We start from the raw sequence: 25,193 nt of genomic DNA, 5'->3' as shown, positions 1-25,193 counted from the left end.
CGATCGCTCAGCATCAGTCAGATCCAACGGCGCAAGCTTCGGTCCCGGACGTACCATGACCCAACTATACGGGAATTTAAGACTCAGGATACTAGGGCCTGTCCGGCGGATCTTCGTGGGCCTGCGACGCCTGGCACCGCACCTCGCCGCGTTGTCGGGAGACCCGAGTACATCCAGTACACGGGTCCCCCTCCGCCTTGCGAGGTACGGCACCAGACGCCGCAGGCTGATCCACGAAGATCCGCCGGACAGGCCCTAGTCGCGGGGCGCGTTCACCACGCAGCTGAAGACCTGTTCGCCCTGCTGATGGGCGGTCACCAGGACCGACGTGAAGCCCGCGAAGTCCTCGGGCAGGATCCGGGCCTCGACGCGGCACGGGAGGTCCAGTTCGGCGTAGCGGTCGAACGAGCCGGTGAAGCTGGTCAGTACGCGGTCTCCCGCGTCCAGCGTCGCCAGGGTGGCCTGCCGGGCCGCTTCGAGCAGCAGCATGCCCGGTATGTGGTCGACCGGGTGGTCGAAGAGCACGGGGTGGGTGGTGTCGGTGCGCAGCTGCCATACGCCGGCGCCGTCGTCGCCGGTCGGGGAGAGCACGACGTCGAACGCCGTGGAGCGGCCGACGTCCGGCGGTGGTACGGGCGTCCCCAGCGGGGGCCGGTGCGCCGAGGAGTCCGCACCGGCGCGCTCGCCGCGCAGGCGCCGGTACACGGCGGGGGAGGCACACGCGAAGGACACGCCCCCGGTGGCGACGATCTGGCCGTCCCGGTGGACGACGGCTTCGTAGCGCATCGAGGCCAGTTCGGAGCCACGTCTGCGTATCTGCGAGCAGCGGACGTCGAGTTCGAGGTCGGCGGGGACGCCGGTCACCGCGAGGTGCCGCGGGTCCACGGTGAACGACAGGTCCCGCATGAGGAACTGATGCCCCAGAGGCACACCGAACTCGGCGTGGGACAGCAGGGAACCGACCTGGCGGAGGGTTTCCGCCGTGAGCAGGGGGTCGTGCCGGCCGAGGACGGCGCTGTAGAAGCCGTGCAGCCGGGGCCACTGGGCCGTCACGGCGAAGTGCGTGGCGTCGACGCGGCGCCAGCCGGTGAGCAGGACCTCCGCCACCGCCGCGCGGTGCACGAACTCCTTCGGGACCGTGGTGGTCAGCGGCGGCGCCGACGGGCCGGACGGGCAGGACGGGCCGTGGAGACCGGCGGAGCCGGACGTGTCGTTCATCCGGAATGTCGTTTCGGACATGGAGCCTCCCCAAGGAGTACGGATCACGGGTGAAGGACGAGAGCGGTACAGCTCCCCCGAAGCGGGAAATATACATACCGACCGGTATAGTCGACAGGCTTCTGGGCGGCTTCCACGTAAATACCGGGTCGCCACGCCGAGTGAGCGTGAGAACACACGTGTCACTGCCGAACTGGCGTCCGGGCGCGGTTCATTCGGTCGAGTGGATCTCCAGATGTTCTCCAGCCAATCTTGAGCGGGCCTTGAGTCCGTGGCCGACCAGAGGCGCCTCCAGCTGGCGGACTTGTGCATTCCATATACAAACCGCCCCGGCGGTTTGTTAATGTCGTGCCGCAACGTGCGCGTCGCTGCCGGTCCTCCCGACACCTTGGAGATGTTGATGGTCAAGCAGGAGCGCGCCGCCCGTACCCGGCGGTCGTTGATCCTCGCCGCCGCGGAGGTCTTCGCGGAGGAAGGGTTCGTGTCCGCCTCGCTCACCGCGATCAGCCGGCGGGCCGGGGTGAGCAACGGGGCCCTGCACTTCCACTTCGACAGCAAGAACGCGCTGGCCGGCGGGGTCGAGGAAGAGGCCGCGCGTCGGGTGCGGCGGCTCAGCGTGGCGGGGCCCGACTGCCCCACCGCTCTCCAGCTTCTGGTGGACAGCACGCACGCACTGATGCGCGGGCTGGACGACGACGTGGTCGTCCGCGCCGGATTCGAGCTGAGCGGCGACATCTCCCGCGTCGCCGGCGTCGATCTGCGGAGCGAGTGGCGGTCCTGGATCGAGACCGTACTACAGCGGGCGGCGGCTCAGGGTGCTCTGGCCGACGGGGTGTCGCACGACGACGCGGCAAGCGCGATCCTGGCTGCGACGGTCGGTTTCCAGGTACTTGGCTCAAGGGGCGACAAGGACTGGATCTCTCGGCGTACGCTGACCGGGTTCTGGGAGCTGATGCTGCCGAGACTGGCGGCGCGGGACGCGCTGGACACAGTGGTGACCTGCGGCTCCCGCTGTGTGGTCGGTGCGCCCGGAATGCCGGTCGAGGAGCCCGTTTGACGGGTGGGCGCTGACCGAGTACCGCCCGTACGGTGACGAAGGGGCGGGATTGGTGTACACAGCGTTAACAAAAAACAGTCTGGACGGTTTGATATTGACAAACCGTCTGTCCTGTTTTTGAATCCATGCGCAGCAATCGCACCCCGTGAGCGGCCTCGAACGGCACTGACTTCACCTTGCAGGGATAGGGGAGACGCGTGGACATCGACGTACTGGGCGCATTGGCTGTGAGACAGAACGGGAAATCGATCACCCCGACGGCGCCCAAGCCCCGTCAGGTGCTCGCCGTCCTGGCCCTCCACGCGGACCAGGTGGTGCCGGTGGCCGCGCTGATCGAGGAACTGTGGGCGGGCGAGCCCCCGCGCAGCGCCAGGACGACCCTCCAGACGTACGTCCTCCAGCTGCGGTCCCTGATAGCGGCGGCCCTCAAGGCCGAGCCGGGGGCCGAGCCGGGGGGCGGGGCGGAGCGTACCGCCAAGGACATCCTGATCACCCTGCCCGGCGGCTACCGGCTCGACACCGGCGGCGGGACCAGCGACGTCAAGGAGTTCGACCGGCTCGCCGGGCTCGGCTACCGGGCGGCCGACGCCGGCGACTACCCGCGCGCCGCACGGCAGTTGAGGGACGCGCTCGCCCTGTGGACGGGGCCGCCCTTCGCCGACGTCCAGTGCGGGGCGCAGCTCGACATGGAGATCAAGCGCCTGGAGGAGTCGCGCCTGTGCGCGCTCGACCAGCGCATCGAGGCGGACCTGCGGCTCGGCCGGCACCGCGAGTTGCTCGCCGAACTGACCGTGCTGGTGAGCCGCTACCGCACCCACGAGAACCTGCACGGCCAGTTCATGCTCGCCCTCCACCGCTCCGGCCGCCGGGGTGAGGCGCTGAGCGTGTACCAGCGGCTGCGCTCCACGCTGGTGAAGGAGTTGGGCCTGGAGCCGTCCGCGGGGGTGCGGCGCCTCCAGCGTTCGATCCTGATGGCGGGCCCCGAGGCCGCCCCGGCGGAGGCCTCCCGCGAACCGCTCGTCCGGGTGAGCTGAGCACGACCGCGGCACGCGCCGGCGGTACATGTTTCCGGCGTGTAAGTAAACGGCATATGCCGAAAGAGAATTCGGGACCGCCGGGGCTGTTCGGCGCGCGAGTGGAATGGACGGGTGTCCTGGTCGAAAGCATGGAGACGTGCTCGACAGGTGCTCAAGAATTCAAGGAAAACGGTCCCTGCGCGGATAACGTCTCCGAGTCGAAGAGCGGTTGTCCGACGGAGATTCGACGACGCGGAGGGAAGCCGTGGGAATTCAGGTACGGGGGGCCGCCGAGCACCGGACGGGAGCGATGGGGGCGCCGGCCGGTCCGGTCGCCCTGATCACCGGTGCGACCCGGGGAATAGGCCTGTCCATAGCGCGGGAACTGGGCCGGCGGGGACATCGTGTCTTTGTCTGCGCGCGTACCGCGCAGCACGTCAAGCAGACGGTCGAGGATCTGCGCGCGGAGGGGCTGCGGGCCGAGGGCGCGGCGGCCGACGTACGGGACCGCAGGTCGGTCGCCGCCCTGGTGGCCGCGGTGGTACGGGAGTTCGGCCCGGTCAACGTCCTGGTGAACAACGCGGGCCGGGGCGGTGGCGGCCCGCTCGCCGACATGACCGACGACCTCTGGTACGACGTGATCGACACCAATCTCAACGGTGTCTTCCTGCTCACCCGTGAAGTGCTGCGCAGCGGCGGCCTGATGGAGGCCGGCCACGGCCGCATCATCAACATCGCCTCGGTGGCCGGGAAGCAGGGCGTCCTGCTGGGCTCCCCGTACTCCGCGTCCAAGCACGGTGTGGTCGGCTTCACCAGGTCGCTCGGCAAGGAACTGGCGCCGGCCGGGGTCACCGTGAACGCGGTCTGTCCGGGCTATGTGGAGACCCCGATGGCCGAACAGGTCAGACAGGGGTACGCCGCCGCCTGGGACACCACCGAGGAGTTCGTCCAGGAGCAGTTCGAGGCGAAGATCCCGCTCGGCCGCTACACCACCGCGGAGGAGGTGGCGAGCCTGGTCGGCTTTCTCGCGAGCGAGGGCGCCGCGTCCGTCACCGGCCAGGCGATCAACGTCTGCGGGGGCCTCGGCAACTCCTGAGCGCGGGATATTGGACGCACGCGTATGGAACTGAGCTTTGTGGCTATGTACCGTCTCAGCCCGGTGCACTTGACTGGAGTCATGACACAGACCACGCAGGACACCCAGGCAGACAAGAAGACGACACTCGTCATCGGCGGCACCGGCAAGACCGGCCGCAGAGTCGCCGAGCGGCTCGCCGCGCTGGACCTTCCCGTACGCGTCGGCTCGCGCAACGCCGACCTGCCCTTCGTCTGGGAAGACCCCGCCACCTGGGAGGGCGCGCTGGAAGGCGTGGGGGCCGTCTACGTCACGTACTACCCCGACCTGGCCTTCCCCGGCGCGGCCGAGGCCGTCGAGGCCTTCTCCCGGTTCGCCGTCTCGCGGGGCGCGCGCCGGCTGGTGCTGCTCTCCGGGCGCGGCGAGGAGGGCGCGCAGGTCAGCGAGGACAAGCTGAAGGAGTCCGGCGCCGACTGGACGATCGTGCGGTCGAGCTGGTTCAACCAGAACTTCAGCGAGAGCTTCTTCCTGGACCCCGTCCTCTCCGGCGAGCTGGCCCTGCCGACCGGTGACGCCGTCGAGCCGTTCACGGACGCCGACGACATCGCGGACGTGGTCACCGCCGCGCTGACCGACCCGAAGCACATCGGCAAGACCTACGAGCTCTCCGGGCCCCGGCTGCTGAGCTTCCAGGACGTGGCCCAGGAGCTGTCCAAGGCCACCGGGCGGGAGATCACGTACATCCCGGTCTCCCTCGACGACTACCGCGCCGTCCTGGCGGAGAACGGGCTGCCGGTCGAGTTCGCCGACCTCTTCGGCCTTATCCTCGACGGCCGTAACGCGCACGTCGTGAACGGCGTGGAGGAGGCCCTGGGCCGCAAGGCCCGCGACTTCTCCGACTACGCGAGGGACGCCGCCGCCACGGGCGTCTGGAACGTCTGACCCCGCGTCACACCGTCCCGTGGTCGCGGCCCGCACCCGAGCGGGCCGCGACCGCGGGCCACGCGCACCGGCGCGTGACGACGCCCACGACGAGACGTATCGGACGAGCCGTATCAGCCACGAGGAGGCGGCCATGAGTATTCCCATGTCGAGCGAGCACGGCCTCGGTTCCCTGCCCGGTCACTTCCACGGGTTCGCGCTGATGCACATCGCGATGCGCCGCGACGCCCGGCGGCTGCTGGCCGCCGCGCCCCTGCTGACCCGCGCCGGGCTCGGCCCGGCCGGCGCCTGGTGGCAGCAACTGCGCGACATCATCGACTGGCACCACCGCAGCGAGGACGACGTCCTGTGGCCGGGACTGCTCGCCAGGGCCCCGCAGTTCGCCGCCGAGGCCCGGCTGCTCGGCGAGGACCATGCGGTCCTCGACCGGGCCATGGAGGCGGTCTCGGCCGTGCTGCGCCCCGGCGGTGACCCCGCCGCCGTGGAGCAGGCCGCCACCCGCTTCGACTCCGTGCTGAGGGACCACCTCAAGGACGAGGAGGCGGTCTCCTTCCCCGTCTTCGCGCGGCTCTCGCCGGAGGAGTACCTCGCGGTCGAGCGGAAGGTGATCGCCAGCGCCCCGCTCAAGGTCATGACGGCGCTCCAGCCCTGGATGTTCGACGGCGCGGACAAGCGGTCGGTGGCCCAGGTCGCCGCGACCATCCCGCCGCCGGTCCGGGTCATCGGCAACACGGTGCTGCGCCGGCGCTACGAACGGACCCTCACCGGGGTCACCCGCCCGTCCTGAGAGGAAGCCCGATGCACTCCGTTCCCCCCGAGGTCCCCGGCGTACCGACGGCCGCGCGCCCCCGTGACCTGGCGACCCGCCCCGTGCTCGTCGCCGCGACCATCGGCACCGGACTGATGGCGGGTCTCTACCTCGCCTTCGACGTGTCGGTCATGCCGCGCCTCGCCCGGCGGGACGACGAGGCGTACGTGACCGCGATGCGGCGGATCAACGGGGTCCTCGACAACAGCGGGCTCTTCGGGCTGCTGTTCCTCGGGGTGTTCCTCGCCACCGGGCTCGCCGCGGTCCTCCAGCGGCGCCGGGAGCGGCCGGAGGCGGCGCGCTGGACCGGGGCGGCCACCGCCCTCTACGCGCTCTCGGTCGCCGTCACCGTCTGCGTGAACCTCCCGCTCAACAGGAGGCTGGCGCGGGCCGGTTCACCCGTGGGCGCGGACCTCGCGGCCGTACGGAAGGCGTTCGACCGGCCGTGGCGGTCCGCCAACGTCGCGCGCACGCTGGCCTGTACGGCGGCTCTGGGCGCCCTCGGGCGCGCGCTGGCCCTGCACGGCAGGGGCGCGGCGCGGAGCGCCTGAACCGCGTCCCCTCCCCGAACTGCGCCCGCCCTCCTTCTCGTTCCCCCGCGAGGAGGGCGGGCGCACACCACCGGGCGCGCCCACTGCGTGCCGAGTTGAGACGGATCATGCGGAACCGGTGTCTTTTCATACGGCGTCGTCTAAGGTGATGACATGGACACACTGACCGGTCTCCTCGAAGGTCCCAAGGCCCGCGGCGCGTTCCTCCTCAAGTCCGTCTTCAATCCGCCGTGGTCGCTCCGGGTCGAGGACCGGGCGCCGATCTCCGTGGTCACCATGGTGCGCGGTGACGCCTGGGTGATCCCCGACAACGGGGACCCGGTGCTGCTGTGTCCCGGCGACGTCGCCGTGATGCGCGGCCCCGACGCGTACACCATCGCCGACGGCCTCGACACGCCCCTCCAGATCGTCGTCGGCCCCGAACAGCGCTGTAACACCACCGAGGGCGAGGACGTCACGGAGACGATGGCCCTCGGGGTACGCACCTGGGGCGACGACAGCAGGGTCGGCTCCTCGGTCATGCTCAGCGGCACCTACCAGGCGCCCAGCGAGATCGGCCGGCGCCTGCTGGCCGCGCTGCCGGTCCTGCTCGTACGGCCCGCCGAGGCGGGACCCAACCCGCTCGTGCAGCTGCTCGCCGACGAGATCGGCAAGGACGAGATCGGCCAGGAGCTCGTCCTGGACCGGCTGTTGGACCTGCTGCTCGTCAGTGTGCTGCGCACCTGGCTCGCGGTCCCCGAGTCCGGCGCGCCCGCGTGGTACCGCGCGCAGAGCGACCCCGTGGTGGGTCCCGCGCTGCGGCTGCTCCACGAACAGCCCGGGAAGGCCTGGACGGTGGCGTCACTCGCGGACACCGTCGGCGTCTCGCGCGCGGGCCTCGCCCGCCACTTCACCCACCTCGTCGGGGAGCCCCCGATGGCGTACCTGACGGGCTGGCGCCTCACGCTCGCCGCGGACCTGCTTCGGGAGCCGGACGCGACGGTGGCGACGGTGGCGCGCCGGGTGGGCTACAGCGGGGCGTTCGCGCTGAGCGCGGCCTTCAAGCGGGTCAGGGGCGTGAGCCCGCAGCAGTTCAGGAAGGGCAGCGGGTCCTCGTCGGCGCACCGGCCGGGCGCTCCGGCCCGGATCGTCGTGCTGGACCGCTGAGCGGGGCGGCCGGGGCGAGCGGAGAGCGCGGCGGCGAGGGCCGTACCGCCGGCAGAGCCACCGCCGTCAGCAACAGCCCCCCGCGTACCAGCCAGCGCCCCGCGTAGTGGGTAGGAGCGGGTACGGGCGGGTCCGCCGGGTGCAGGCACGCCAGGAACGTGCCGTCGGCGGCCGGCTCGACCCGGGCGTCCGCGAAGCCGAGCCACCGCCCCGTCGCGGGGAACCACGCCTTGTACACCGCTTCCTTCGCCGAGAACAGCAGCCGGTCCCACGGCACGTCAGGCCGCCCGGCGGCCAGCCGCTCCACCGCCGCCCGCTCGCCGTCCGACGCCACCAGGCCGAGCACCCCGCGCGGCAACGGCTCCGCGGGCTCCGCGTCGATGCCGAGCGCCGCCATGTCGGTGGTCCTCGCCACCACCGCGGCCCGGTAGCCGTCGCAGTGGGTGATGCTCCCCACCACCCCCGTCGGCCACTGCGGCGCACCGCCCGCGCCCGGCAGCAACGGCGCCGGTGCCAGGCCCAGTTCGGCCAGCGAGCGGCGCGCGCAGGCGCGGGCGGTCGCGAACTGCCGCCGCCGCCGCTCCCACCGCCCGGCCATCAGCGCGGCCTCCTCGGGAAACAGCGGCGCGGGCGCCAGGTCGTCGAACGCTTCGGCCGACCTGACGCCCGGAGGCAGGATCTCGTCGATCATGGGGGTGGACGCTGTCACGGCCGGGGTCGGGCCAGCAGCCCGGCCACGGCCCGTACGACGTCCCCGGGACGCTCCAGCGGCAGCATGTGCCCCGCGCCCGGCAGTTGTTCGAACCGCGCGTCCGGCAGAGAGGCAGCCACCGCCTCGCCCAGCGCGGGCGCGATGACCCGGTCGTTCTCACCGGCCAGCACCACGGCGGGCGTGGTGACGGCGGCCAGCTTCGCCCGCAGGTCCATGCCGCGCGACGAGCGGAAGCAGTCCGCGCGCACCTGCGGCGACGCCGCCGCGAACATCTGCCGGTTGACCTCCAGGGCGTACGGGTCGACCCGCTTGCCCATCGTCTGGCCCAGCAGCCGGCGGCCGAGCGCGGGCCGCGCCAGCGCCCGGGAGAACAACGCGCTGCCCATCATGCGTACTTCGCTGTCCGGGGTGTCCTGGTCGTGCGCGGCGGTGCCCAGCAGCACCAGCCCGCGCAGCCGCCGCGCGAGGGCGGGCTCGGCGGTGGCGTACTCCATCGCCGCGAAACCGCCACCGGAGTGCCCGACCAGCACCGCGTCCCGCGAGCCCGTCTCGCCCAGCACGGCCGCCAGGTCGGCGCCGAGCCGCCGGATCGTGATCGGCCCGGTGCCGAGGCCGGACGCGCCGTGGCCGCGCTGGTCGTACAGCACCACGCGGTGGCCGTCCCTGATCAGCCGGTCGGCGACCGTGCCCCAGACCCGGCGCCCCGCGGCCCAGCCGTGCGACAGCACCACCGTGGTCCCGCTGCCGGGCCCGGGGCTCAGGGGGCCGAGGACGGTGACGGCGAGGGCGGCGCCGTCGTCGGTGCGGACCGTCGTCTCCTCGGTCAGCGAGCCTGCGGGAAGCTTCGTGAGGGCGCTCATCGTGACGCGCCGTCCCGGGCCCCGGCCAGCCGCCGGTCCAGCGCCGCGAAGGCCGCGAGGGTCGCCTTCGAGTGCTCGGCGCCGATGTCGGCGAGCTTGGAGATGACCTTGAGCTTGCCGTGCGGCCGGCCCTGGAAGTGCATGCGGACCCGGGTACGGTCCCCGCCGTCGAGCGGCTCCAGGACAAACGTGGCAGGACCGCGGAAGACCCCGTCGACGTATTCGACCGCCAGCCGGCGTCCCGGGTCCACGGACAGGGTGCGCGAGGTGAAGCGGAGCTTGAGCCCGCCCTTGTCGACGCCCTTGGTGTGGACCGTCACCGCGACCTCACCCCCCACGACGTCGGGCGCGCCGGTCACGGTCTCGAAGGTGTTCGCCGGGACCCACCAGGCGGCGGCGCCGCGGAACTCGGCGACGAGCGCGTCCCAGACGGCGTCCGCGGGGGCGCCGACCACCGCCTCGTCGATGATGTCGTATCCGGTCATGGGATCTCCCTGTGCGGTCCTGCGGATGGGGGGGAGCGGTGCGGGGGACGAGGTGGAGCGGGGAGGAGCGGGAAGGGCGGGCGGGGGCGGGGCCGCGGAGAGACCCCGCCCCCGGTCGGTCAGCCGAAGAAACCCTGGCCGGGGGTGAGGATGCCCGCCGGGTCGTAGCGCCGCTTCGCGGAGTAGAACTCGGCGTAGCGGTTGCCGAAGTGCCGCTTCCAGTCCGCCCCCGTCATCCTCGGGACGGCGCCGACCAGGTACCGCTTGGCGCCGAGCGCCACGGCCTTGTCGTACAGCCGCCGGTTCTGCTCCAGCATCCCCTGGATGTTGGGCTCGCCCGGGTGGGGGAAGCGCAGCAGGTCGAAGAGGTAGGCGACCGGCTCGTTCGGCTGGACGGCCAGCGGGCGCTTGAGCTTCGACGTGCGGTACGGGTACGTCAGCAGGAAGCCGGCGCCCAGGTCGTTCGCCGTCAGCTCGGCCTCGGCGATCTTCAGGAACTGCTTGGCCTTGGAGGCGGGCAGGAACATGGACAGCCAGGGCTTCGGCTGGAACCAGTACCCCGTCTCCTTGAGGTACGCCTCCGCCGCGTCGAGACGGAAGTTGTAGTCGCGGTACGCCATGTCCTCGATGACGGCCTCCGCCCGGTTGTCCCGCAGCCCCGCGAGCAGCGCCGCGCGGTTCGGGACGGCGGTGCCGTTGTAGACGGCCCCGACCTCCAGCTTGTAACGCCAGCCCGTGTCGTCCGGCGTGCGCTGCAACTCGCCCGCCTGGACCTCGAACCGGCCGTCCGCGAGGACCTTCTCCGAGTCGGCCATGTAGGTCGCCACGTCGTTGTAGTACAGGCTGAAGATGACCGCCCGCTCCTTGAGCGGGACGACGTCCACCGTGGCGCGCAGAATGATCGCCACCTGGCCGCCGCCGCCCAGGACGGCGTTGAACAGGTCGGGGCGGACCGTCGGCGACGTCGTGACCAGCTGGCCGGCGCCCGTGACGACGTCCAGCGACCGGACGGTGTCGACCAGCAGTCCGTACTTGCCCGCCGTACCACCGATCCCGCCGACACTCAGCGTGCCGCCGATCGACAGGTGCAGGTAGTCCGGCACCGCCGGGGGCATCTTGCCCTTCGGCGCCGCCGCGTCGGTCAGCTGGCCCCAGGTGACACCGGCGCCCACCGTCGCCGTGGTCGAACCGATGCTGTAGATCTTCGCGAGGCCGCGCGCGTCGACCGAGATGCCGCCCCGGACCGAGGCCTGGCCGTAGCTGGAGTGCGACTCGATGTCGTCACCCGTGCCGCTGCGCCCGTTGACGGCGATCTTGAGGTTGTTCGCCCTGGCGTAGTTCACCATCGCGACGACGTCCCGGTCCGAGCCGGGCACCAGCACCGCCCACGGCACGGCGTCCGTCACCAGCCGGCCGAAGTCCTGCCCGAACGGCGCCAGTTCGGCCCCGGACGTCTTCAGCGTCCCGTCCAGCGGCGGTACGGGGGACACCTGCCCGCCGTGACCGCCGTGGCCCCGGCCGGATTCCGCCGCGGTCGCCCACGTCTGGGTGGTGGCGTTCCAGCCCACCACGGTGGCCGCGGTGGCGGCGATCCCGCCCAGGACCCTGCGCCGAGAAGGAGTGCTGTTGCTCATCTGGTCCGTTCTCCCGTTCGTCATACGTGCTTCACAGCCGGTCTTCCGGCGCCGACAGTGGTGGCGAGCTGGTACTCGCCCAGATCGAAGTGCTTGGTCTGACGGCGGAACCGCCAGGTGTACGTCGGCCAGATCGACGGGTTGCGGCCGCTGCTGTCGAGGTACCAGCTCTTGCAGTTCCCGGCGTTCCACACCGTGCCGTCGAGCCGCTCGTCGAGCGCCGCGTTGTAGGCCGACTGGGCCTCCTGGCGGACCTCCACGCTGGACAGGCCGCGCCGGTCCATCTGCTTCAGCGCGCTGAGCACGTAGGCGATCTGGGCCTCGATCATCACGACCTGCGAGGAGTGCCCGAGGGTCGTGTTGGGGCCGAGCAGCATGAAGAGGTTGGGGAAGCCGGCCACGGTGGTGCCGCGGTGCGCGGACATGCCCCCGCTCCACGCCTCCCGCAGCTGGACGCCGCCCCGGCCCCAGATCCGCCCGGCGACCGGGCGGTCCACGGCCTTGAAGCCCGTACCGAGGATGATGGTGTCGACCTCGCGCTCCTGGCCGTCCTTGCCCACCACCGACTTGGCCCTGATGTGGTCGATCCCGTCGGTGACCAGCTCGACGTTGGGCTGCTGGATCGCCGGGTACCAGGTGTTCGAGAACAGCAGCCGCTTGCACGCCATGACGTAGTCGGGCGTCAGCCGCTCGCGCAGCGCCGGGTCCTCGACGCTCTTCTTCAGATGGTCCGACGCCATCTTCTGCATCTTCCCGGCGACCTTGGGGCGCGCCATCACGAAGGCCAGGATCTCGCGGCCCCACATGTTGAAGTTGCGCCGGAAGTTCTGGTAACCGGGCAGTCCGCGCAGCAGCTTCGCCTGGAGCGGGCTGGTGGCCTTGTCGTTCTTGGGGCCGACCCACGGGGGAGTGCGCTGGTAGAGGTCCAGCTGCCCCACCTCGGGCTGGATCTTCGGGACGAACTGGATGGCGGAGGCGCCCGTGCCGATGACGGCGACACGCCGGCCCGTCAGGTCGTGGTCGTGGTCCCAGCGCGAGGAGTGGAAGACCTTCCCCTCGAAGTCCGCGAGACCCGGGATGTCCGGCAGCGCCGGCTCGCTGAGATATCCGGTGCCGGTGACCAGCACCTGAGCGGTGTACTCCCCGCCCGAGGTCTCGATGTGCCAGTGGCGGGTCGCGTCGTCCCAGCGGGCGGCGATCAGCTCGTGGCCGAAGCGGATGTGCGGCCGTACCCCGAACCGGTCGGCGCAGTCCCGCAGATACGCGTACAGCTCGTCGCGCTTGCCGAACGTGCTCTTCCAGTGCGGGTTCTGCGCGAACGAGAACGAGTACAGGTGGGACATCACGTCACAGGCGCACCCCGGGTAGGAGTTGTCGCGCCAGGTGCCGCCCACCTCGTCGGCCCGCTCGAAGACCAGGAAGTCGTCGATGCCCTGCTGGAGCAGCCGGATGGCCGTACCCAGGCCCGAGAAGCCACTGCCGATGACCGCGACCCGCAGATGACGGGTCGGCCCCCGGCCGGCCGCGTCCCGCGCCTCACCGCTCACTCCGCCGCCGTGGGCGGGTTCGAGAATGCTCGTCACGGTGGCCTCCTCAGCCCCTGCGCGCGATGGTGACGCGGAAGTTGTTGAAGAACTTGTCCTCAAGGGTGTACGCGAAGATGTCGAGGTAGCGCTCGAAGCGGGCCACGACCTCCTCACCCTCCAGGGCGACCGCGGTCTCACGGTCCGCGGCCAGCCGCTCCAGCCAGGCGCGGCACGCCTGCGCGAAGGACTCCCGCTCGTTGACGATCTCCACGACCTCGAAGAGACCCTCCGCGGCCGCCGTCAGCTCGTGCAGATGCGGGATGTGCATCCCCTCGAACTCGCTGCGCTGGAGGAACTTGAGGTCAGCGAGCAGGTCCCGGCTCATCGGCTGCGCCTCGGCGGTCATCGTGTGCAGGACGAACTTCGCCCCCGGGTTGAGCGCCTTGGAGACCTGGTTGAAGAAGAAGCGGTAGCGCTTGGTGCGCTCGCGCGGCGGCAGGTTGGAGGAGACGAAGTGCTCCAGCGCGTTGATGCAGAACGCCGCGTCGTACTTCTCGTCGGTGGTGTGGTCCGCCCAGCTCTCCACCCGCGTGGTGATCCTCGGGTTGTCCAGGCCGGTGATGAACGCCTCCTGGGTACGGCTCAGGGTCAGGCCGACGGCCTCGCGCACCCCGTGGACCGTCGTCAGCCGGTTGAGCATGGTGCCCCAGCCGCAGCCGATGTCCAGCACCCGGCCCGCGTCCTTGGCGCCGGCCAGCTCGGCGAACACGTCGAGCTTGCGGAACTGCGCCTCGTCCAGGGCCCCGACGAGCGTCTCGTCCGGCTCCCAGTAGCCGCCGGAGTACATCATGGACGGGCCCAGCAGGAGAGCGTAGAAATCGTTGCTCACCTCGTAGTGGTGCCTGACCGCGTCGACCTCGGGGTCCACGGATCTGGGGGCGACCGTTGTCATCCTCGACCTCTTTCCTGGTGTTGGTTCCGCGATCCGCTCGTCCCGACCGCCGGTGCGGCGGCCGGTCCGACCGCCGATCCCGCCGGGCGATCCGGTCCTGCGATCCGGTCATGAGGAAAGCGGTTGGCTCGCAACAGACGCGCAACACGCCCGTACGGCACCGGTGTTGCGCGCCGGTTGCGCGGCCCGCGCTTGCATGCCTCTCGAAACCGGATGCACCGCGAGAGAGGACCGAAGCTCATGACGCTGCCCACCATCGAAGAACTGGCGAGCCAGCTCGAGGCCGTGTCGGGCGCCCAGGAGGTCAGCCCCGATGCACCGCTCCAGCACATCGCGGACGTCGACTCGCTGGACCTGATGGAGTGGCTGTACGGGTTCCAGAACCAATACCCGCACATCCCCGCCGACGAGTCGCTGTTCGCGGACCTCGACGACACCACGACGCTGCGCCATGTGTACGAGCGGATCCTCGCGCTCGTGCCGCAGCCGGCGCAGGCGTAGCGAGAGCGCCCCGTGAACGGCTTTGACATCACCGGGTGGGGCATGTCCGTACCCGAGCGCAAGGTCACCAGCGCGGAGCTCGCGGAGCGCTTCGGTGTGGACGAGAACTGGATCGTCAGCCGGTGCGGTATCCAGGAGCGCCGGGCCGTGGGTCCCGGCCAGACGACCGCCTCACTGGCGGTCGAGGCCGGCCGGCGCGCGCTGGAGAAGGCCGGGCTGACCGGTGCCGACATCGCCCATCTGATCGTCGCCACCGCCACCCCGGAACAGCCCTCACCGGCCACGTCCGCGTTTGTCCACCACGACCTCGGCATCGCGGGCAGCGCGCACGACGTCAACTCGGAGTGCGCGGGCTTCGTCTACGGACTGGTGTCGGCGATGGCGCTCATCGCCATCGACCCCCGGCCCATCCTGCTGATCGGCTCCGACACCCACACCCTGACGGCCAATCCCGACGACCGGGACCTGTCGATCCTCGTCGGCGACGGCGCGGGCGCCGTCGTCCTGACGCCGGGACCCGAGAACCGGGTCAAGGCGTGGAACCTGGGCGCCGACGGTTCGTGCGCCGGCAGCCTCAAGGTACTGGCGGGCGGCAGCAGGATGCCCACCACCGAGGAGACCGTGCGCGCGGGGCTGCACTACGCCCAGATCAACGGCAACGAGATCTACCTCAACGCCGTGCGCTACACGGTCCGTACGGTCCGGGAGACGCTGGAGAGCGCCAAGGTCGACGCCGCCGACGTCGATCACATCATCCCGCACCAGGCCAACATCCGGATCATCAACTCGATCCTCAGCCACACGGGTCTGCGCAAGGAGGCCCTGGTCACCAACCTGGAGCGGTACGGCAACACCGCGTCCGCGTCCATCCCGATCGCCCTCACCGAGGCGCTCGACGACGGCCGGATCCAGAACGGCGACCAGGTCCTGCTCGCGGGCTTCGGTGCCGGCATGACGTGGGGATCGATGCTCCTGGAGTGGGGCGGGGAGAAATGAGCCGTAACAACACACCCGGGAGCCGCCCCGAGCAGCCGGTCGCCCTCGTCACGGGGGCGTCCGGCGGCCTCGGCCAGGCGCTGGCGCTCGAACTGGACGCCCTCGGCTGCCGGGTCGCCGTGCACTACAACAGCGCGGAGGCACAGGCCAGGGCCGTCCAGGACAAGCTGTCCAACGACTCGGTCCTGGTGACCGGTGACGTGGGCTCCTGGGAGGCCGTCACCGCCCTGTACGCGGAGATCAGCGAGCGCCTCGGACCCGTCGACGTGCTGGTCAACAACGGCGCGATCCGCAAGGACTCGCTGATGGCGATGCAGTCGCCGGCGGACTGGGCGCAGGTGATCCAGACCAACCTGGTCGGCTCGTTCCACACGAGCAGGGTGGCCGTGCCGTACATGCTCAGGCAGCGGTGGGGACGGATCATCAATGTGGTCTCGCCCTCGGGCCTGATCGCGACGGCGGGCCAGACGGCGTACTCCGCGTCGAAGGCGGGGCTCATCGGCTTCACCCGGACCCTGGCCGCCGAGTGCGGCCGGCGCGGGGTGACCGTCAACGCCCTGTCGCCCGGCTTCATGATCACCGGTATGACGAAGAACCTGTCCGACCGGGTCATCGAGGGGATGGAGGACAAGGCCCCCATCCCGCGTTTTGTCACGGTCGAGGAGGTGGCGCGCAGTGCGGCGCTCTTCCTGGACCAGGACTGCATGACGGGCCAGGTCATCAGCATCGACAGCGGTGTCTCCATCACCTGACGCCGTGGCACACGAAACGAGGCGGTCCGGAATTCTCCGGGCCGCCTCTTTCCCATGTCCCCCGACAGGCCCTAGGCCACACGCCGGCGTGGTGCGAACGGGCGGGGTGCGGCCGGCCGCGGGTACGGAGCTTCGAACATGCCCATCAGGACCGGGTCCAGCTGGGTGATCGCCCGGGGCTCCGGCCGCCGCCGCGGGTCGGGCGTCCGCAGCAGTTCCAGGTACGCGGCCTCACTCTCGGGCGCCGGGTCGATGCCCAGCTCCTCGGCGAGGACCTCGCGCAGCTGCTGGTACGTACGCAGCGCCTCGGCGCGGTTGCCCGCGGTCCGGTGCGCGGCCATCCGGCACCGGTACGCGCTCTCCCTGAACGGAGCGCGCCGTACGGCCTCCTCGGCGTACCGCAGCGCGTGGTGCTCGTCGCCGAGAGCCGACGAGGCGAGACTCGCCGTCTCCAGCGCGGACAACCGCAGCTCATCGAGGCGTTCCCGGGTGCTGTTGACCCACTCGCCCTCGTGGGCCGGCAGAAATGACCCGCGTAGATGTGACACAGCGGCGGCCGCGAGCTTCTGCGCCACACCGTACGAGCCGGTCGCGTACGCCTCGGCCGCCTCGGTCGCCGCCTCCTCCGCGCACTCGACGTCGACCAGGGCCTCCTTGGGCAGATACAGCAGGTAGCGCCCGCCGTGGGCGACGAGCGGTGTGATGCCCGGATGCTGCGTGGGGGACGTGACGAACGTACGGACCCGGCTGACCACACTGCGGAGCGCGGACGCCCACGTGTCTGGGAGGCCGTCCGGCCATACGGTGTCGGCGAGTTGGTCGCGGCTGGTGCCTCCGGAGCGTTCGAGGACGAGCCGGGCGAACGCGACCTGGGCCTGTGCGCTGGACAGGTGCTGTGGGGCAGTCCCGTCGGGTTCCATGGTGACGAGACCAGCGAGTCTGATGAGCAAGCTGTACTCCCTGAGCGGTCGGCCGGTGGCCGGGAGTTCCGGCGCCGGCTGCCGCCGGCGACGGTGGGTCGAGAACGCGCCTGGGGGCCGTCACGCTTGTCCTTGTGGAGGAAAGCGGGACACGTCTCGGGTATGCCCCCCGCACAAGAATTGGACGATACCGGCCCCCCTTCTCGTTGTGTCAACAGTGGCCGGTGAACAATCCGCTTGAATGGCTGGAGGCTTGAGTTCCGATTGCCGTCCGCTGTCGCGTTCTTGTTGCGCTGCCCCAATTCCCCCATCTCATAGCCGTGTTGCGCCCGCCTTGCGCGCCTGTCGTTGAATTGCGTCGCAGTTCGGGTCCAGGGTTGAGAGGACTCCGGTAATTGTCCGAAACGTGGATGAGGAGACGTCCGTGAACGCATCCGGAGGCTGGGAACGGCTCGCGCCGAAACTGGACGCGACACGCCGTCGTGTGCAGTCGCTCGAATGGGAGCCCGCCCGCCGCAACAGCTTCGTCACGTACACGGTCGAGCGGGACTCCGCGTACGCCGACCTCGACGGCCGCCGCCTCCTGATGATGTCGGGCTACAGCTACCTCGGGCTGGCCGGCGACGAGCGTGTGGTCAGGGCCGCCCAGGCCGCCGTCGAGCTGTACGGCACCGGCAACCACGGGGTCCGCGCACTGGCCGGGTCGATCCCGCTGCACGAGGAGCTGGAGGCGGAGGTCGCCCAGTTCGCCGGCCGCGACCGGGCGCTGGTCTTCGGCTCCGGCTACGCGGCCAACGTCGGCACGGTCGGCGCCCTGGTCGGCGCGGGGGACACCGTACTGATCGACAAGTACGACCACGCCAGCATCGTCGACGGCTGCCGGCTCAGTGGCGCCACCGTCACCCGCTTCCGCCACAACGACGTGGACCACCTCGACCGGCGGCTCGCCGCCGCCGGCCCGGACGGCGTCCGCCTGGTCATCGTCGACAGTGTGTACTCCATGGACGGCGACATCGCCCCGCTCCCCGAGCTGCGCCGCGTCTGCGACGCGCACGACGCGCTGCTGATGGTGGACGAGGCCCACGCGCTCGGTGTCATCGGCGCCACCGGCAAGGGCATCGAGGAGCACTTCGGGTACACGGCGAAGGTCGATGTGAAGCTGGGCACACTGTCCAAGGCCATCCCCTCCATGGGGGGCTGGGTGGCGGGGCCCGAGGAGCTGATCGGCCACCTCAAGTACGCGGCACGGCCGTTCCTCTTCTCCGCCGCGCTCGGCCCGGCCCAGACCGGCGCCGCGCTGGAGTCGCTGCGCATCCTCCAGCAGGAGCCCGAGCGGGTCACCCACATCCAGGAGGAGTCCGCGCGCTTCCGCCGCACGCTGAACGACGGGGGGATGCGTACGGGCGACAGCGAGACGGCCGTGGTGCCGGTCATCGCGGGCTCCGACGAGGCCGCCTACGACTACGCGACCGCGTGCCGCGCGGCCGGCGTGATCGGACTGCCGGTGGTCACCCCCGCGGTCCCCAACGACCTGGCGCGGCTGCGGATCGCCATCACCGCCCGGCACACCAAGGCCGACCTCGACTTCGCCGCGGAGGCCTTCCTCAAGGCCGCGGCGGAGTGCGGTCTGATCCCCGCCTGAGCCCCGCCTGAACCACGCCCGACCCACGCCCGAGCCCCGCCCCGACCCGTGCCTGACCCATTGTCAGAGCCGCCGGAGTCTCAGGGCCGGGCCGGCACCCACGGCCGCCGGCGCGCGTGCCACCGACTCGTACGACCGGTCGGCACGCGCGCACGACCGTCACCACCGACACCACCTCAACGGCCGGACGGCCGTCCGCCGCTCGCACGGGATACGGGATCCGAGATGCCAACCTCACCGAGGCACGCACCGCTCACAGCGCCTGTCGCGATCACCGGCATGGGCGTCGTCACTCCGGGCGGCAGCACCCCCGACGACCTGTGGGACACCCTCCGCGCCGGCCGGTCGACCGCCGCCGCGCTCACCCACCTCGACCTGTCCCGCCACCGGGTCAGGATCGGCTGCCGGGTCCGCGGACTCGACGCCGTCGGACTGGTCCCCGACAAGGACGCCCGGCGGATGGACCCGTTCGCGCTGTACGGGACGACCGCCGCGCTCGCCGCCCATCGCGACGCCGGGGCGCCCACCGCCGACCCCGGCCGTACCGCCATCGTCGTCGGCAACGCCGTCGGCGGCCGGGCCACCAGCGACGAGCAGTCCCGGCTCTTCACCGAGTCGGGCCCCCACCGGGTCAACCCGCTCATGCCGCTGATGACGATGCCCAATGCCGCCGCCGCGCAGATCGCGATCCGGCTCGGCTGGCAGGGCCCCGCCCTGACCATCGCCACCACCTGCGCCAGCGGCGCCGATGCCGTCGGCCACGCGCTGATGCTCCTCCAGACCCACCGGGCGGACGTCGTCATCGCGGGCGGCTGCGAATCCACCCTCACCCCCGTCACCCTCGCCGGGTTCGGCAACCTCAACGCCGTCTCGCTGCGCAACGACGACCCGGAGCACGCATCCCGGCCGTTCGACACCGACCGCGACGGGTTCGTGATGGGGGAGGGAGCCGGGTTCGTCGTCCTGGAACGCCTGGACGACGCACGGGCACGGGGAGCGCGGACGTACGCGATCGTCGCCGGGTACGCGGCCACCTCCGACGCCTACCACCTCGCCATGCCGCTGCCCGACGGCTCCGCCGCCATCGACGCGATGACCGGGGCGATCGCCGACGCCGGCCTGATCCCCTCCGACATCGTCCACATCAACGCCCACGGCACCTCCACCCCGCACAACGACCGGGCCGAAGCGGCCGCGCTCACCAAGGTGTTCGGCGCCGACGGCCCGCCGGTGACCGCGACCAAGAGTGTCATCGGCCACCTCATCGGAGCCGCGGGAGCCGTCGAACTGATCGCCACCGTCGAGGCGATGCGCCGGTGCGAGGTCCCGCCCACCGCCAACCACGAACAACTGGAGCCAGGCATGGAAATCGACGTGGTCCACGGCGCTCCGCGCCCCGTGGCGTCCGGTCCCGCGCTGTCGAACTCCTTCGGCTTCGGCGGCCACAACTCCACCCTGGTGGTGACGCCGGTATGACCACCACACCGACCGAAGAAGCGACCGGGGCCCAGGCCCTCGCCCCCGCGGCGGCCTCCACCGTCACCGCGGCGCACCTCACCGCCTACCGGGACGCCGTACGGTCCGCGATCCCGGCGGCCGGAACCGGCCACCGGACAGTCGAATCCGCCTCGCCCGTGCACGCGTTTGTCCTCGCCCACACCGTCGCCGAGCAGACCGTCGCCGCGCTGACCGCCGCCGAGGCGGGACCCGTGTCCGTCGTCCACCTCGGCCAGGACATCCGCTGCCGGAGGCTCGTCGCCGCCGGTGAGCGGGTGACCGTACGGCTCGACGTGCTCGGCGCCCGCCGCGAGCCGCGCGGCACCCGGGTCGCCCTGCGCTCCCGGCTCACCGGCGACGCGGACGGGGGAGCGGAGCCCTTCGCCGAGCTGCTCACCAGCGCCCTGCTCGTCGGGGCCACCGCACTGGACCCCTTCGGTGACATCTCGGCGGGTGCCCCCGCCCCGAAGCCCGCCGGATCCGGTGAACCCGCCGTCGCGACGCACGAGTTGACCGAGGAGTGGATCGGCCGGTACGCCCATGCCTCGGGCGACCTCAACCCCATCCACCTCGATCAGGAAGCGGCCCGCGCCGCCGGTTTCGGCTCCGTCATCGCGCACGGCATGAGCGTGGTGGCCCTGGCCGTCGAGGAGATCACCGACCGGTACGCCGACGGCGACCCGTCGCGGGTACGGGGCATCGGCGCCCGCTTCTCGTCCCCCGTGGCGCCCGGCGAGGCGCTCCGTCTCGAACTCCAGCCGGACGCGGCCGGCCTGGTGGTGCGCTTCACCGGCAGGACCCCGGCGGGGCCCGCGGTGAAGAGCGGCTGGGTCCAGCTGGCCGGCACCGGCGCCGAGGCGCGACCCGCCGGAGGCAGCCATGAGCACTGACGGCACCAGCTCAGGCCCCGGCGGCCTCGTCGGCGGATTCCTCCTCCAGGTCCGCGAGCGCCCCGACGCGCCCGCACTCGTCTGGAACGGCGAGGAGACCTCGTACCGCGAGCTGTACGAACAGGCCGGACAGCAGCGCGAACGGCTGGACGGGATCGGGCTCACCCCCGGCGAACCCGTCGGCGTCCTCGGCACCAAGTCGCCCTCCGCCGTGGCCCTCGTCCTGGCGTGCCTGCTCGCCCGGCGCCCCTTCCTCCTGCCGTCCCCCGCGCTCGCCCCCGCCCTGCTCGCGGACCTGTTCGCCCAGGCGGGCTGCCGCCGGGTGATCACGCCCGGGGCCGAGGACCCGGGCGTGGTACCCAACCCCGAGGTCACCCCGCAGCCGCTCTCGCCCCGCGAGGCCGCCGAGGTGTCGTTCATGCTCACCACCTCGGGCTCCACCAGCCTGCCCAAGATCGTCCCACTGGGCCGGGACGCCGTGAACCGCTTCGCCGCCTGGGCGGCGCCCGCCTTCTCGATCACCCCGGGCACGACGGTCCTCAACTACGCCCCGCTCAACTTCGACCTCTGCCTGCTCGACGTGTGGACCACGCTCGCCCACGGCGGCCGGGTCGTCCTGGTCGACCCCGCCCTCGCCGCCCGCGGCGGACACCTCCTCGACCTGCTCGTGCGCCACGACGTCGAGGTCGTCCAGGCGGTGCCGATGTTCTACGGTCTGCTGCTCGACGCGGCCGAGCGGCGCGGGGTGACCCTGCCCGGCGTCCGGCACGCGATGTTCACCGGCGACGTCATCCCCGACCGCACCCTGGGCGGGCTGCCCAAGCTCTTCCCCTCGGCGCGGATCCACAACATCTACGGCTGCACCGAGACCAACGACAGCTTCGTCCACGAGGTGGACGCCACCACCGGCACACCGGTGCCGATCGGCGTCCCGCTCCCCGGGGTCGAGGCCCTGGTCCTGGACCAGGACGGCCGGCCCGTCACCGGACCGGGCTCCGGCGAGCTGTACGTGTCGACGCCCTTCCAGTCGGCGGGCTACCTGGACAGGACCCGGCACGCCGGCGTCTTCACCGGCCACCCTCTCGGGCTCGACGACCGGCCCTGGTTCCGCACCGGCGACCTCGTACGGCGTGACATCGGGGGACGGCTCCACCTCACAGGACGCGGCGACCACCAGGTCAAGGTCCGGGGTGTGGCGGTGAACACCGCAGAGGTGGAACGGGTCCTGCTCGACCACCCCGCGGTGCTCGAAGCGGGCGTGGCCGCCGTGCCCGACCCCATCGAGGGCCGCATCCTGATCGCCGCCGTCCAGCGCGCGCCCGGCAGCGGGGTGAGCAGCCTCGAACTGCGCAAGCACTGCTCCCAGGGCCTGCCCAGGGCCGCCGTCCCCGCCCAGCTGCGGATCGTCGACGAGCCGCTGCCCAAGACCGCCACCGGGAAGGTCGACCGCAGGGCGCTCGACCGGCTCCACCCCCTGTCATCAGCGAAAGGAAGAACGTCATGAGCCACGTCGGCACCATCAAGCAGTTCGTCATCGAGGAGTTCCTGCCCGACGTCAGCGCCGAGGAGCTGGCCGACGACCACGACCTGCTCTCCGACGGTGTCATCGACAGCCTCGGTGTGCTGAAGCTGATCGCCTGGGTCGAGGACCGGTTCGAGGTCGCCATCGGTGACGAGGACCTCGACCCGGACAACTTCCGCAGTGTCGCCGCGATCGACGCGTTCGTCTCGGGCGCGCGCCGACCAGAGGTCGCAGGGAACTAGCGTGCATCTCGCGATCCTCGGACTGCTCGAACAGCGCTCGCCCGTCGGGCGTGAGACCTGGCGGTCGTTCTGGGACCAGCTCGGCGACGGCAGCCTCGACCAGGCACAGGCCGTCGCCCTGCTGGCCTCCCTGGCCACCCGGCTCCCCGACCACGAGACCCTGCGCCACCTGCTGGACTCGCTCGCGGAACGGCGGCCCGCCCGGCCGGCGGACCGCTGGCCCGGCACGGTCAACGTGGTGGGCACCGGCGGCGGCCCCAGGACCTTCAACGTCTCCACCGCGTCGGCGTTTGTCGCCGCCGCGGCGGGCGTACGGGTGGTGAAGACCGGCTCACGTGCCTACTCCAGCAGCCTCGGCTCCGTCGACCTGCTGGAACGCCTCGGGATCCGGCTGACGTCGTCGTACGAGCAGACCGCGGGAACGCTGGAGCGGTACGGCATCGCCTTCGCGGGGCCGTTCGTCTACCCCGCGCAGCTGACCCGGCTCGCCAGGACCGTCGCGCCGCTGAGCATGAAGCCCTTCGGCCGCTTCCTGAACGCGCTGGGCCCCTTCCTCGCCGACCTGCCCGTCACGGCGCAGGTCACCGGGGTCTCCGCGAGCGCCCCGCTCGCCGAACTCCGGGCCCTCGCGGGGACGGTCACGGATCGCACGCTGTGGCTGACCACCAACGACCGGGGAGCCGACGAACTGCTCGGCTTCGCCGACAACACCGTGCACAGGAACCACGGGGACGAGTTCACGGTCAAGGCCGGTGAACTGGTTTCCTCCGAGGGCGGGTTCGACGACATCGGCCCGGCCGCCGACCCCGCCTCGGCGCCGGACCACTTCCTGTCCGTCCTCGACGGCACCGCCGGTGAGGTGGCCACCCGCACGGTCTGCCTCAACGCCGCGGCCCTGGCCGTCGCGAGCGGCCACCTCACCGACTGGAGCCGGGCCGTCGCGGCGGCGGAGGAAGCGGTACGGGGCGGCGCGGCCCGCGCCCTGGCCGAGCGCGTCCGCGCCGACCGAGCGCGGCCACCGGCCCGTACGGGCGGAGCGGCCCATGTCTGACTTCTTCCCCCGCGCCAGGACCGGCGGCGAGGGACCCGGCCTCGCGCTGTTCCTCAACGCCGGCGACCCGCCCCTCGACGTCCTCGCCGACCTCGTGCGGATGCTGGACGACGAGGGCGTCGACTGCCTCGAACTGGCCGTCCCCTTCCCGGACTCGGTCACCGACGGGCCCGTCATCCGCCGCTCGGCCCGCCGCGCGCTCGCCCTCGGCGTGGGCCTGGACGAGGTCCTGGAGTTCATCGCCGCCGTCCGCCCCGGACTGCGCACCCTGCGGATCGCGCTGCTCGCCGACTGGAGCCACTCGCTCAAGCACCGGGACCTCGCGGCCACCACCCGTACCATCGCCGACTCGGGCGCGGACGGCCTGCTCGTCCACGCGCTGCCGCCCCGGCTGCGCGCCGCCCACCTGGCCGCCGCCCGCGAGGCGGGGCTGCCCGTCGTCACCACCTGCTACCAGCAGAGCCCGCCCGCCACCCGGGCGGAGGCGGCGGCCCACGCCACCGCCTACCTCTATCTCGTCGCCCACTACGGACGCAGCGGCACCGCGCCGGCCACCGGCCACGCGGACCTGGCCGGCACGGTCACCGCTCTCCGGGCGCACACGACGTCCCCGATAGCCGTCGGCTTCGGGGTCAGGACCAGACAGGACGTGGAAGCCGTACGAGCCTGCGGCGCCGATGGCGTGATCATCGGCTCCGCCGGCGTCGCCACGATCGAGCAGGCACTCGACCAGGGCGACGACGTCGTCCGGGCCTTCCGCGACTTCGTCCGGTCCGTCTCTCCCATCCCAACCAACACACCAGAGAGAACAGGGAGTTGAACATGATTATCCGTGACCTGGAGAACGTCAAGACCGTCGAATGGGGCAACGGCCTGAGCCGTCGCTTCCTCACGGCCGCGGACGGCCTCGACTACAGCGTCACCGACACCACCGTGCGCGCCGGCACCAAGTCCCGCCTCCAGTACCGCAACCACCTGGAGACCTGCTACTGCATCGAGGGATCCGGCGAGGTGATCGAGCTCGACGGCACGTCGCACCCGCTCACGCCGGGCGTTCTCTACTCCCTCAACGAGAACGATCCCCACTACCTCGTGGCGAGCCCGCACGAGGACCTCCGCCTGGTGTGCGTCTTCTCCCCGGCCCTCCAGGGCGACGAGGTGCACCAGCTCGACGAACACAGCTCCTCCGCCTACTGAT

General features: G+C 71.6%; 26 protein-coding genes. 18 read left to right on the top strand and 8 right to left on the bottom strand.

The window, feature by feature from the left end:
• Nucleotides 1-255 precede the first annotated feature (255 nt).
• Nucleotides 256-1,239 carry a ScbA/BarX family gamma-butyrolactone biosynthesis protein gene (locus ACIO1C_RS35100; protein ID WP_401871669.1) on the bottom strand — a complete coding sequence of 328 codons (984 nt, stop codon included), beginning with the start codon at nt 1,237-1,239 and terminating at the stop codon, nt 256-258.
• Between the two features lie 379 nt (nt 1,240-1,618).
• On the opposite strand from ACIO1C_RS35100, the gene ACIO1C_RS35095 reads away from it, so the two are divergent.
• The 7 genes from ACIO1C_RS35095 (at nt 1,619) to ACIO1C_RS35065 (ending at nt 7,813) form a co-directional block, all read left to right on the top strand.
• Entirely contained in the window at nt 1,619-2,275 is a 657-nt protein-coding gene (locus ACIO1C_RS35095) for a ScbR family autoregulator-binding transcription factor (protein WP_401871666.1), read from the top strand.
• 197 nt (nt 2,276-2,472) lie between these two features.
• A complete protein-coding gene (locus ACIO1C_RS35090) occupies nt 2,473-3,309 on the top strand; it encodes a BTAD domain-containing putative transcriptional regulator (protein WP_401871665.1) in 837 nt (278 codons plus the stop codon).
• A gap of 292 nt (nt 3,310-3,601) precedes the next feature.
• On the top strand, nt 3,602-4,387 hold the full coding sequence (fabG, locus tag ACIO1C_RS35085; RefSeq protein ID WP_401871672.1) for a 3-oxoacyl-ACP reductase FabG: 786 nt from the start codon (nt 3,602-3,604) through the stop codon (nt 4,385-4,387).
• Between the two features lie 81 nt (nt 4,388-4,468).
• Complete coding sequence (locus tag ACIO1C_RS35080) at nt 4,469-5,308, top strand: NmrA family NAD(P)-binding protein (protein ID WP_401871662.1); 840 nt, start codon at nt 4,469-4,471, stop codon at nt 5,306-5,308.
• Between the two features lie 133 nt (nt 5,309-5,441).
• Nucleotides 5,442-6,095, top strand: a complete 654-nt coding sequence (locus tag ACIO1C_RS35075; protein WP_401871659.1) for a hemerythrin domain-containing protein — start codon at nt 5,442-5,444, stop codon at nt 6,093-6,095.
• Between the two features lie 11 nt (nt 6,096-6,106).
• On the top strand, nt 6,107-6,667 hold the full coding sequence (locus tag ACIO1C_RS35070) for a DUF1772 domain-containing protein (RefSeq protein ID WP_401871658.1): 561 nt from the start codon (nt 6,107-6,109) through the stop codon (nt 6,665-6,667).
• Between the two features lie 153 nt (nt 6,668-6,820).
• On the top strand, nt 6,821-7,813 hold the full coding sequence (locus tag ACIO1C_RS35065; RefSeq protein WP_401871656.1) for an AraC family transcriptional regulator: 993 nt from the start codon (nt 6,821-6,823) through the stop codon (nt 7,811-7,813).
• On the opposite strand, the gene ACIO1C_RS35060 is transcribed toward ACIO1C_RS35065, so the two are convergent.
• The 6 genes from ACIO1C_RS35060 to ACIO1C_RS35035 form a co-directional block, all read right to left on the bottom strand.
• On the bottom strand, nt 7,740-8,504 hold the full coding sequence (locus ACIO1C_RS35060) for a 4'-phosphopantetheinyl transferase (RefSeq protein ID WP_401871653.1): 765 nt from the start codon (nt 8,502-8,504) through the stop codon (nt 7,740-7,742). The two genes, ACIO1C_RS35065 and ACIO1C_RS35060, sit on opposite strands and share 74 nt — an antisense overlap.
• A 14-nt stretch (nt 8,505-8,518) precedes the next feature.
• The gene (locus tag ACIO1C_RS35055; RefSeq protein ID WP_401871650.1) at nt 8,519-9,385 is read right to left on the bottom strand and encodes an alpha/beta fold hydrolase; all 867 of its coding nucleotides are present in this window, start codon (nt 9,383-9,385) and stop codon (nt 8,519-8,521) included.
• Nucleotides 9,382-9,870, bottom strand: a complete 489-nt coding sequence (locus ACIO1C_RS35050) for an SRPBCC family protein (protein ID WP_327232791.1) — start codon at nt 9,868-9,870, stop codon at nt 9,382-9,384. Before ACIO1C_RS35050 ends, ACIO1C_RS35055 begins: the two co-directional genes overlap by 4 nt.
• Before the next feature lie 119 nt (nt 9,871-9,989).
• On the bottom strand, nt 9,990-11,504 hold the full coding sequence (locus ACIO1C_RS35045) for an FAD-binding protein (RefSeq protein ID WP_401871647.1): 1,515 nt from the start codon (nt 11,502-11,504) through the stop codon (nt 9,990-9,992).
• A 20-nt stretch (nt 11,505-11,524) separates the two neighbouring features.
• On the bottom strand, nt 11,525-13,087 hold the full coding sequence (locus ACIO1C_RS35040) for a flavin-containing monooxygenase (protein WP_401871644.1): 1,563 nt from the start codon (nt 13,085-13,087) through the stop codon (nt 11,525-11,527).
• Nucleotides 13,088-13,097: 10 nt separating this feature from the next.
• Nucleotides 13,098-13,982 (bottom strand): class I SAM-dependent methyltransferase, encoded by an 885-nt coding sequence (locus ACIO1C_RS35035; RefSeq protein ID WP_401871643.1) that lies wholly within the window; start codon nt 13,980-13,982, stop codon nt 13,098-13,100.
• Nucleotides 13,983-14,222: 240 nt separating this feature from the next.
• Here ACIO1C_RS35035 and ACIO1C_RS35030 point away from each other — a divergent pair, with 240 nt between their 5' ends.
• The 3 genes from ACIO1C_RS35030 to ACIO1C_RS35020 are packed head-to-tail and all read left to right on the top strand — an operon-like array spanning nt 14,223 to nt 16,231.
• Nucleotides 14,223-14,483 carry a hypothetical protein gene (locus tag ACIO1C_RS35030; protein ID WP_161308102.1) on the top strand — a complete coding sequence of 87 codons (261 nt, stop codon included), beginning with the start codon at nt 14,223-14,225 and terminating at the stop codon, nt 14,481-14,483.
• A gap of 12 nt (nt 14,484-14,495) precedes the next feature.
• Entirely contained in the window at nt 14,496-15,479 is a 984-nt protein-coding gene (locus ACIO1C_RS35025; protein WP_161308101.1) for a 3-oxoacyl-ACP synthase III family protein, read from the top strand.
• The gene (locus tag ACIO1C_RS35020) at nt 15,476-16,231 is read left to right on the top strand and encodes an SDR family NAD(P)-dependent oxidoreductase (protein ID WP_401871640.1); all 756 of its coding nucleotides are present in this window, start codon (nt 15,476-15,478) and stop codon (nt 16,229-16,231) included. The genes ACIO1C_RS35025 and ACIO1C_RS35020 overlap by 4 nt, the downstream gene beginning before the upstream one ends.
• Nucleotides 16,232-16,302: 71 nt before the next feature.
• Here the strand turns inward: ACIO1C_RS35020 and ACIO1C_RS35015 are convergent, their stop codons facing one another.
• Entirely contained in the window at nt 16,303-17,181 is an 879-nt protein-coding gene (locus ACIO1C_RS35015; RefSeq protein WP_401871637.1) for a BTAD domain-containing putative transcriptional regulator, read from the bottom strand.
• A gap of 394 nt (nt 17,182-17,575) precedes the next feature.
• On the opposite strand from ACIO1C_RS35015, the gene ACIO1C_RS35010 reads away from it, so the two are divergent.
• From ACIO1C_RS35010 to ACIO1C_RS34975, 8 genes are all read left to right on the top strand, one after another.
• Nucleotides 17,576-18,793, top strand: coding sequence for an aminotransferase class I/II-fold pyridoxal phosphate-dependent enzyme (locus ACIO1C_RS35010; RefSeq protein WP_401871635.1), 1,218 nt, complete (start codon nt 17,576-17,578; stop codon nt 18,791-18,793).
• A gap of 225 nt (nt 18,794-19,018) precedes the next feature.
• Entirely contained in the window at nt 19,019-20,269 is a 1,251-nt protein-coding gene (locus tag ACIO1C_RS35005) for a beta-ketoacyl-[acyl-carrier-protein] synthase family protein (protein ID WP_401871633.1), read from the top strand.
• Entirely contained in the window at nt 20,266-21,180 is a 915-nt protein-coding gene (locus ACIO1C_RS35000) for a MaoC/PaaZ C-terminal domain-containing protein (protein WP_401871630.1), read from the top strand. The genes ACIO1C_RS35005 and ACIO1C_RS35000 overlap by 4 nt, the downstream gene beginning before the upstream one ends.
• Nucleotides 21,170-22,684 (top strand): AMP-binding protein, encoded by a 1,515-nt coding sequence (locus ACIO1C_RS34995; RefSeq protein ID WP_401871628.1) that lies wholly within the window; start codon nt 21,170-21,172, stop codon nt 22,682-22,684. Before ACIO1C_RS35000 ends, ACIO1C_RS34995 begins: the two co-directional genes overlap by 11 nt.
• Nucleotides 22,681-22,944 carry an acyl carrier protein gene (locus tag ACIO1C_RS34990; protein ID WP_401871625.1) on the top strand — a complete coding sequence of 88 codons (264 nt, stop codon included), beginning with the start codon at nt 22,681-22,683 and terminating at the stop codon, nt 22,942-22,944. The genes ACIO1C_RS34995 and ACIO1C_RS34990 overlap by 4 nt, the downstream gene beginning before the upstream one ends.
• A gap of 1 nt (nt 22,945) precedes the next feature.
• The gene (locus tag ACIO1C_RS34985) at nt 22,946-23,995 is read left to right on the top strand and encodes a hypothetical protein (protein WP_401871623.1); all 1,050 of its coding nucleotides are present in this window, start codon (nt 22,946-22,948) and stop codon (nt 23,993-23,995) included.
• On the top strand, nt 23,988-24,815 hold the full coding sequence (gene trpA, locus ACIO1C_RS34980) for a tryptophan synthase subunit alpha (protein ID WP_401871620.1): 828 nt from the start codon (nt 23,988-23,990) through the stop codon (nt 24,813-24,815). Before ACIO1C_RS34985 ends, trpA begins: the two co-directional genes overlap by 8 nt.
• A 2-nt stretch (nt 24,816-24,817) precedes the next feature.
• The gene (locus tag ACIO1C_RS34975) at nt 24,818-25,192 is read left to right on the top strand and encodes an ectoine synthase (RefSeq protein WP_401871618.1); all 375 of its coding nucleotides are present in this window, start codon (nt 24,818-24,820) and stop codon (nt 25,190-25,192) included.
• The last annotated feature ends 1 nt before the right edge of the window (nt 25,193 follow it).

Source organism: Streptomyces sp. NPDC087420 (genome assembly GCF_044744165.1).
Lineage (GTDB): Bacteria > Actinomycetota > Actinomycetes > Streptomycetales > Streptomycetaceae > Streptomyces.
The sequence above is the reverse complement of the archived record's forward strand: the minus strand, read 5'-3'. Positions and strand labels throughout refer to the sequence as shown.

Bases quoted from the DNA above. Each gene is read 5' to 3' on its own strand.
- ACIO1C_RS35100 (WP_401871669.1), bottom strand. From the start codon at position 1,239: ATGTCCGAAACGACATTCCGGATGAACGACACGTCCGGCTCCGCCGGT.
- ACIO1C_RS35095 (WP_401871666.1), top strand. From the start codon at position 1,619: ATGGTCAAGCAGGAGCGCGCCGCCCGTACCCGGCGGTCGTTGATCCTC.
- fabG (WP_401871672.1), top strand. From the start codon at position 3,602: ATGGGGGCGCCGGCCGGTCCGGTCGCCCTGATCACCGGTGCGACCCGG.
- ACIO1C_RS35080 (WP_401871662.1), top strand. From the start codon at position 4,469: ATGACACAGACCACGCAGGACACCCAGGCAGACAAGAAGACGACACTC.
- ACIO1C_RS35075 (WP_401871659.1), top strand. From the start codon at position 5,442: ATGAGTATTCCCATGTCGAGCGAGCACGGCCTCGGTTCCCTGCCCGGT.
- ACIO1C_RS35070 (WP_401871658.1), top strand. From the start codon at position 6,107: ATGCACTCCGTTCCCCCCGAGGTCCCCGGCGTACCGACGGCCGCGCGC.
- ACIO1C_RS35065 (WP_401871656.1), top strand. From the start codon at position 6,821: ATGGACACACTGACCGGTCTCCTCGAAGGTCCCAAGGCCCGCGGCGCG.
- ACIO1C_RS35060 (WP_401871653.1), bottom strand. From the start codon at position 8,504: ATGATCGACGAGATCCTGCCTCCGGGCGTCAGGTCGGCCGAAGCGTTC.
- ACIO1C_RS35055 (WP_401871650.1), bottom strand. From the start codon at position 9,385: ATGAGCGCCCTCACGAAGCTTCCCGCAGGCTCGCTGACCGAGGAGACG.
- ACIO1C_RS35050 (WP_327232791.1), bottom strand. From the start codon at position 9,870: ATGACCGGATACGACATCATCGACGAGGCGGTGGTCGGCGCCCCCGCG.
- ACIO1C_RS35045 (WP_401871647.1), bottom strand. From the start codon at position 11,504: ATGAGCAACAGCACTCCTTCTCGGCGCAGGGTCCTGGGCGGGATCGCC.
- ACIO1C_RS35035 (WP_401871643.1), bottom strand. From the start codon at position 13,982: ATGACAACGGTCGCCCCCAGATCCGTGGACCCCGAGGTCGACGCGGTC.
- ACIO1C_RS35030 (WP_161308102.1), top strand. From the start codon at position 14,223: ATGACGCTGCCCACCATCGAAGAACTGGCGAGCCAGCTCGAGGCCGTG.
- ACIO1C_RS35020 (WP_401871640.1), top strand. From the start codon at position 15,476: ATGAGCCGTAACAACACACCCGGGAGCCGCCCCGAGCAGCCGGTCGCC.
- ACIO1C_RS35005 (WP_401871633.1), top strand. From the start codon at position 19,019: ATGCCAACCTCACCGAGGCACGCACCGCTCACAGCGCCTGTCGCGATC.
- ACIO1C_RS35000 (WP_401871630.1), top strand. From the start codon at position 20,266: ATGACCACCACACCGACCGAAGAAGCGACCGGGGCCCAGGCCCTCGCC.
- ACIO1C_RS34995 (WP_401871628.1), top strand. From the start codon at position 21,170: ATGAGCACTGACGGCACCAGCTCAGGCCCCGGCGGCCTCGTCGGCGGA.
- ACIO1C_RS34990 (WP_401871625.1), top strand. From the start codon at position 22,681: ATGAGCCACGTCGGCACCATCAAGCAGTTCGTCATCGAGGAGTTCCTG.
- trpA (WP_401871620.1), top strand. From the start codon at position 23,988: ATGTCTGACTTCTTCCCCCGCGCCAGGACCGGCGGCGAGGGACCCGGC.
- ACIO1C_RS34975 (WP_401871618.1), top strand. From the start codon at position 24,818: ATGATTATCCGTGACCTGGAGAACGTCAAGACCGTCGAATGGGGCAAC.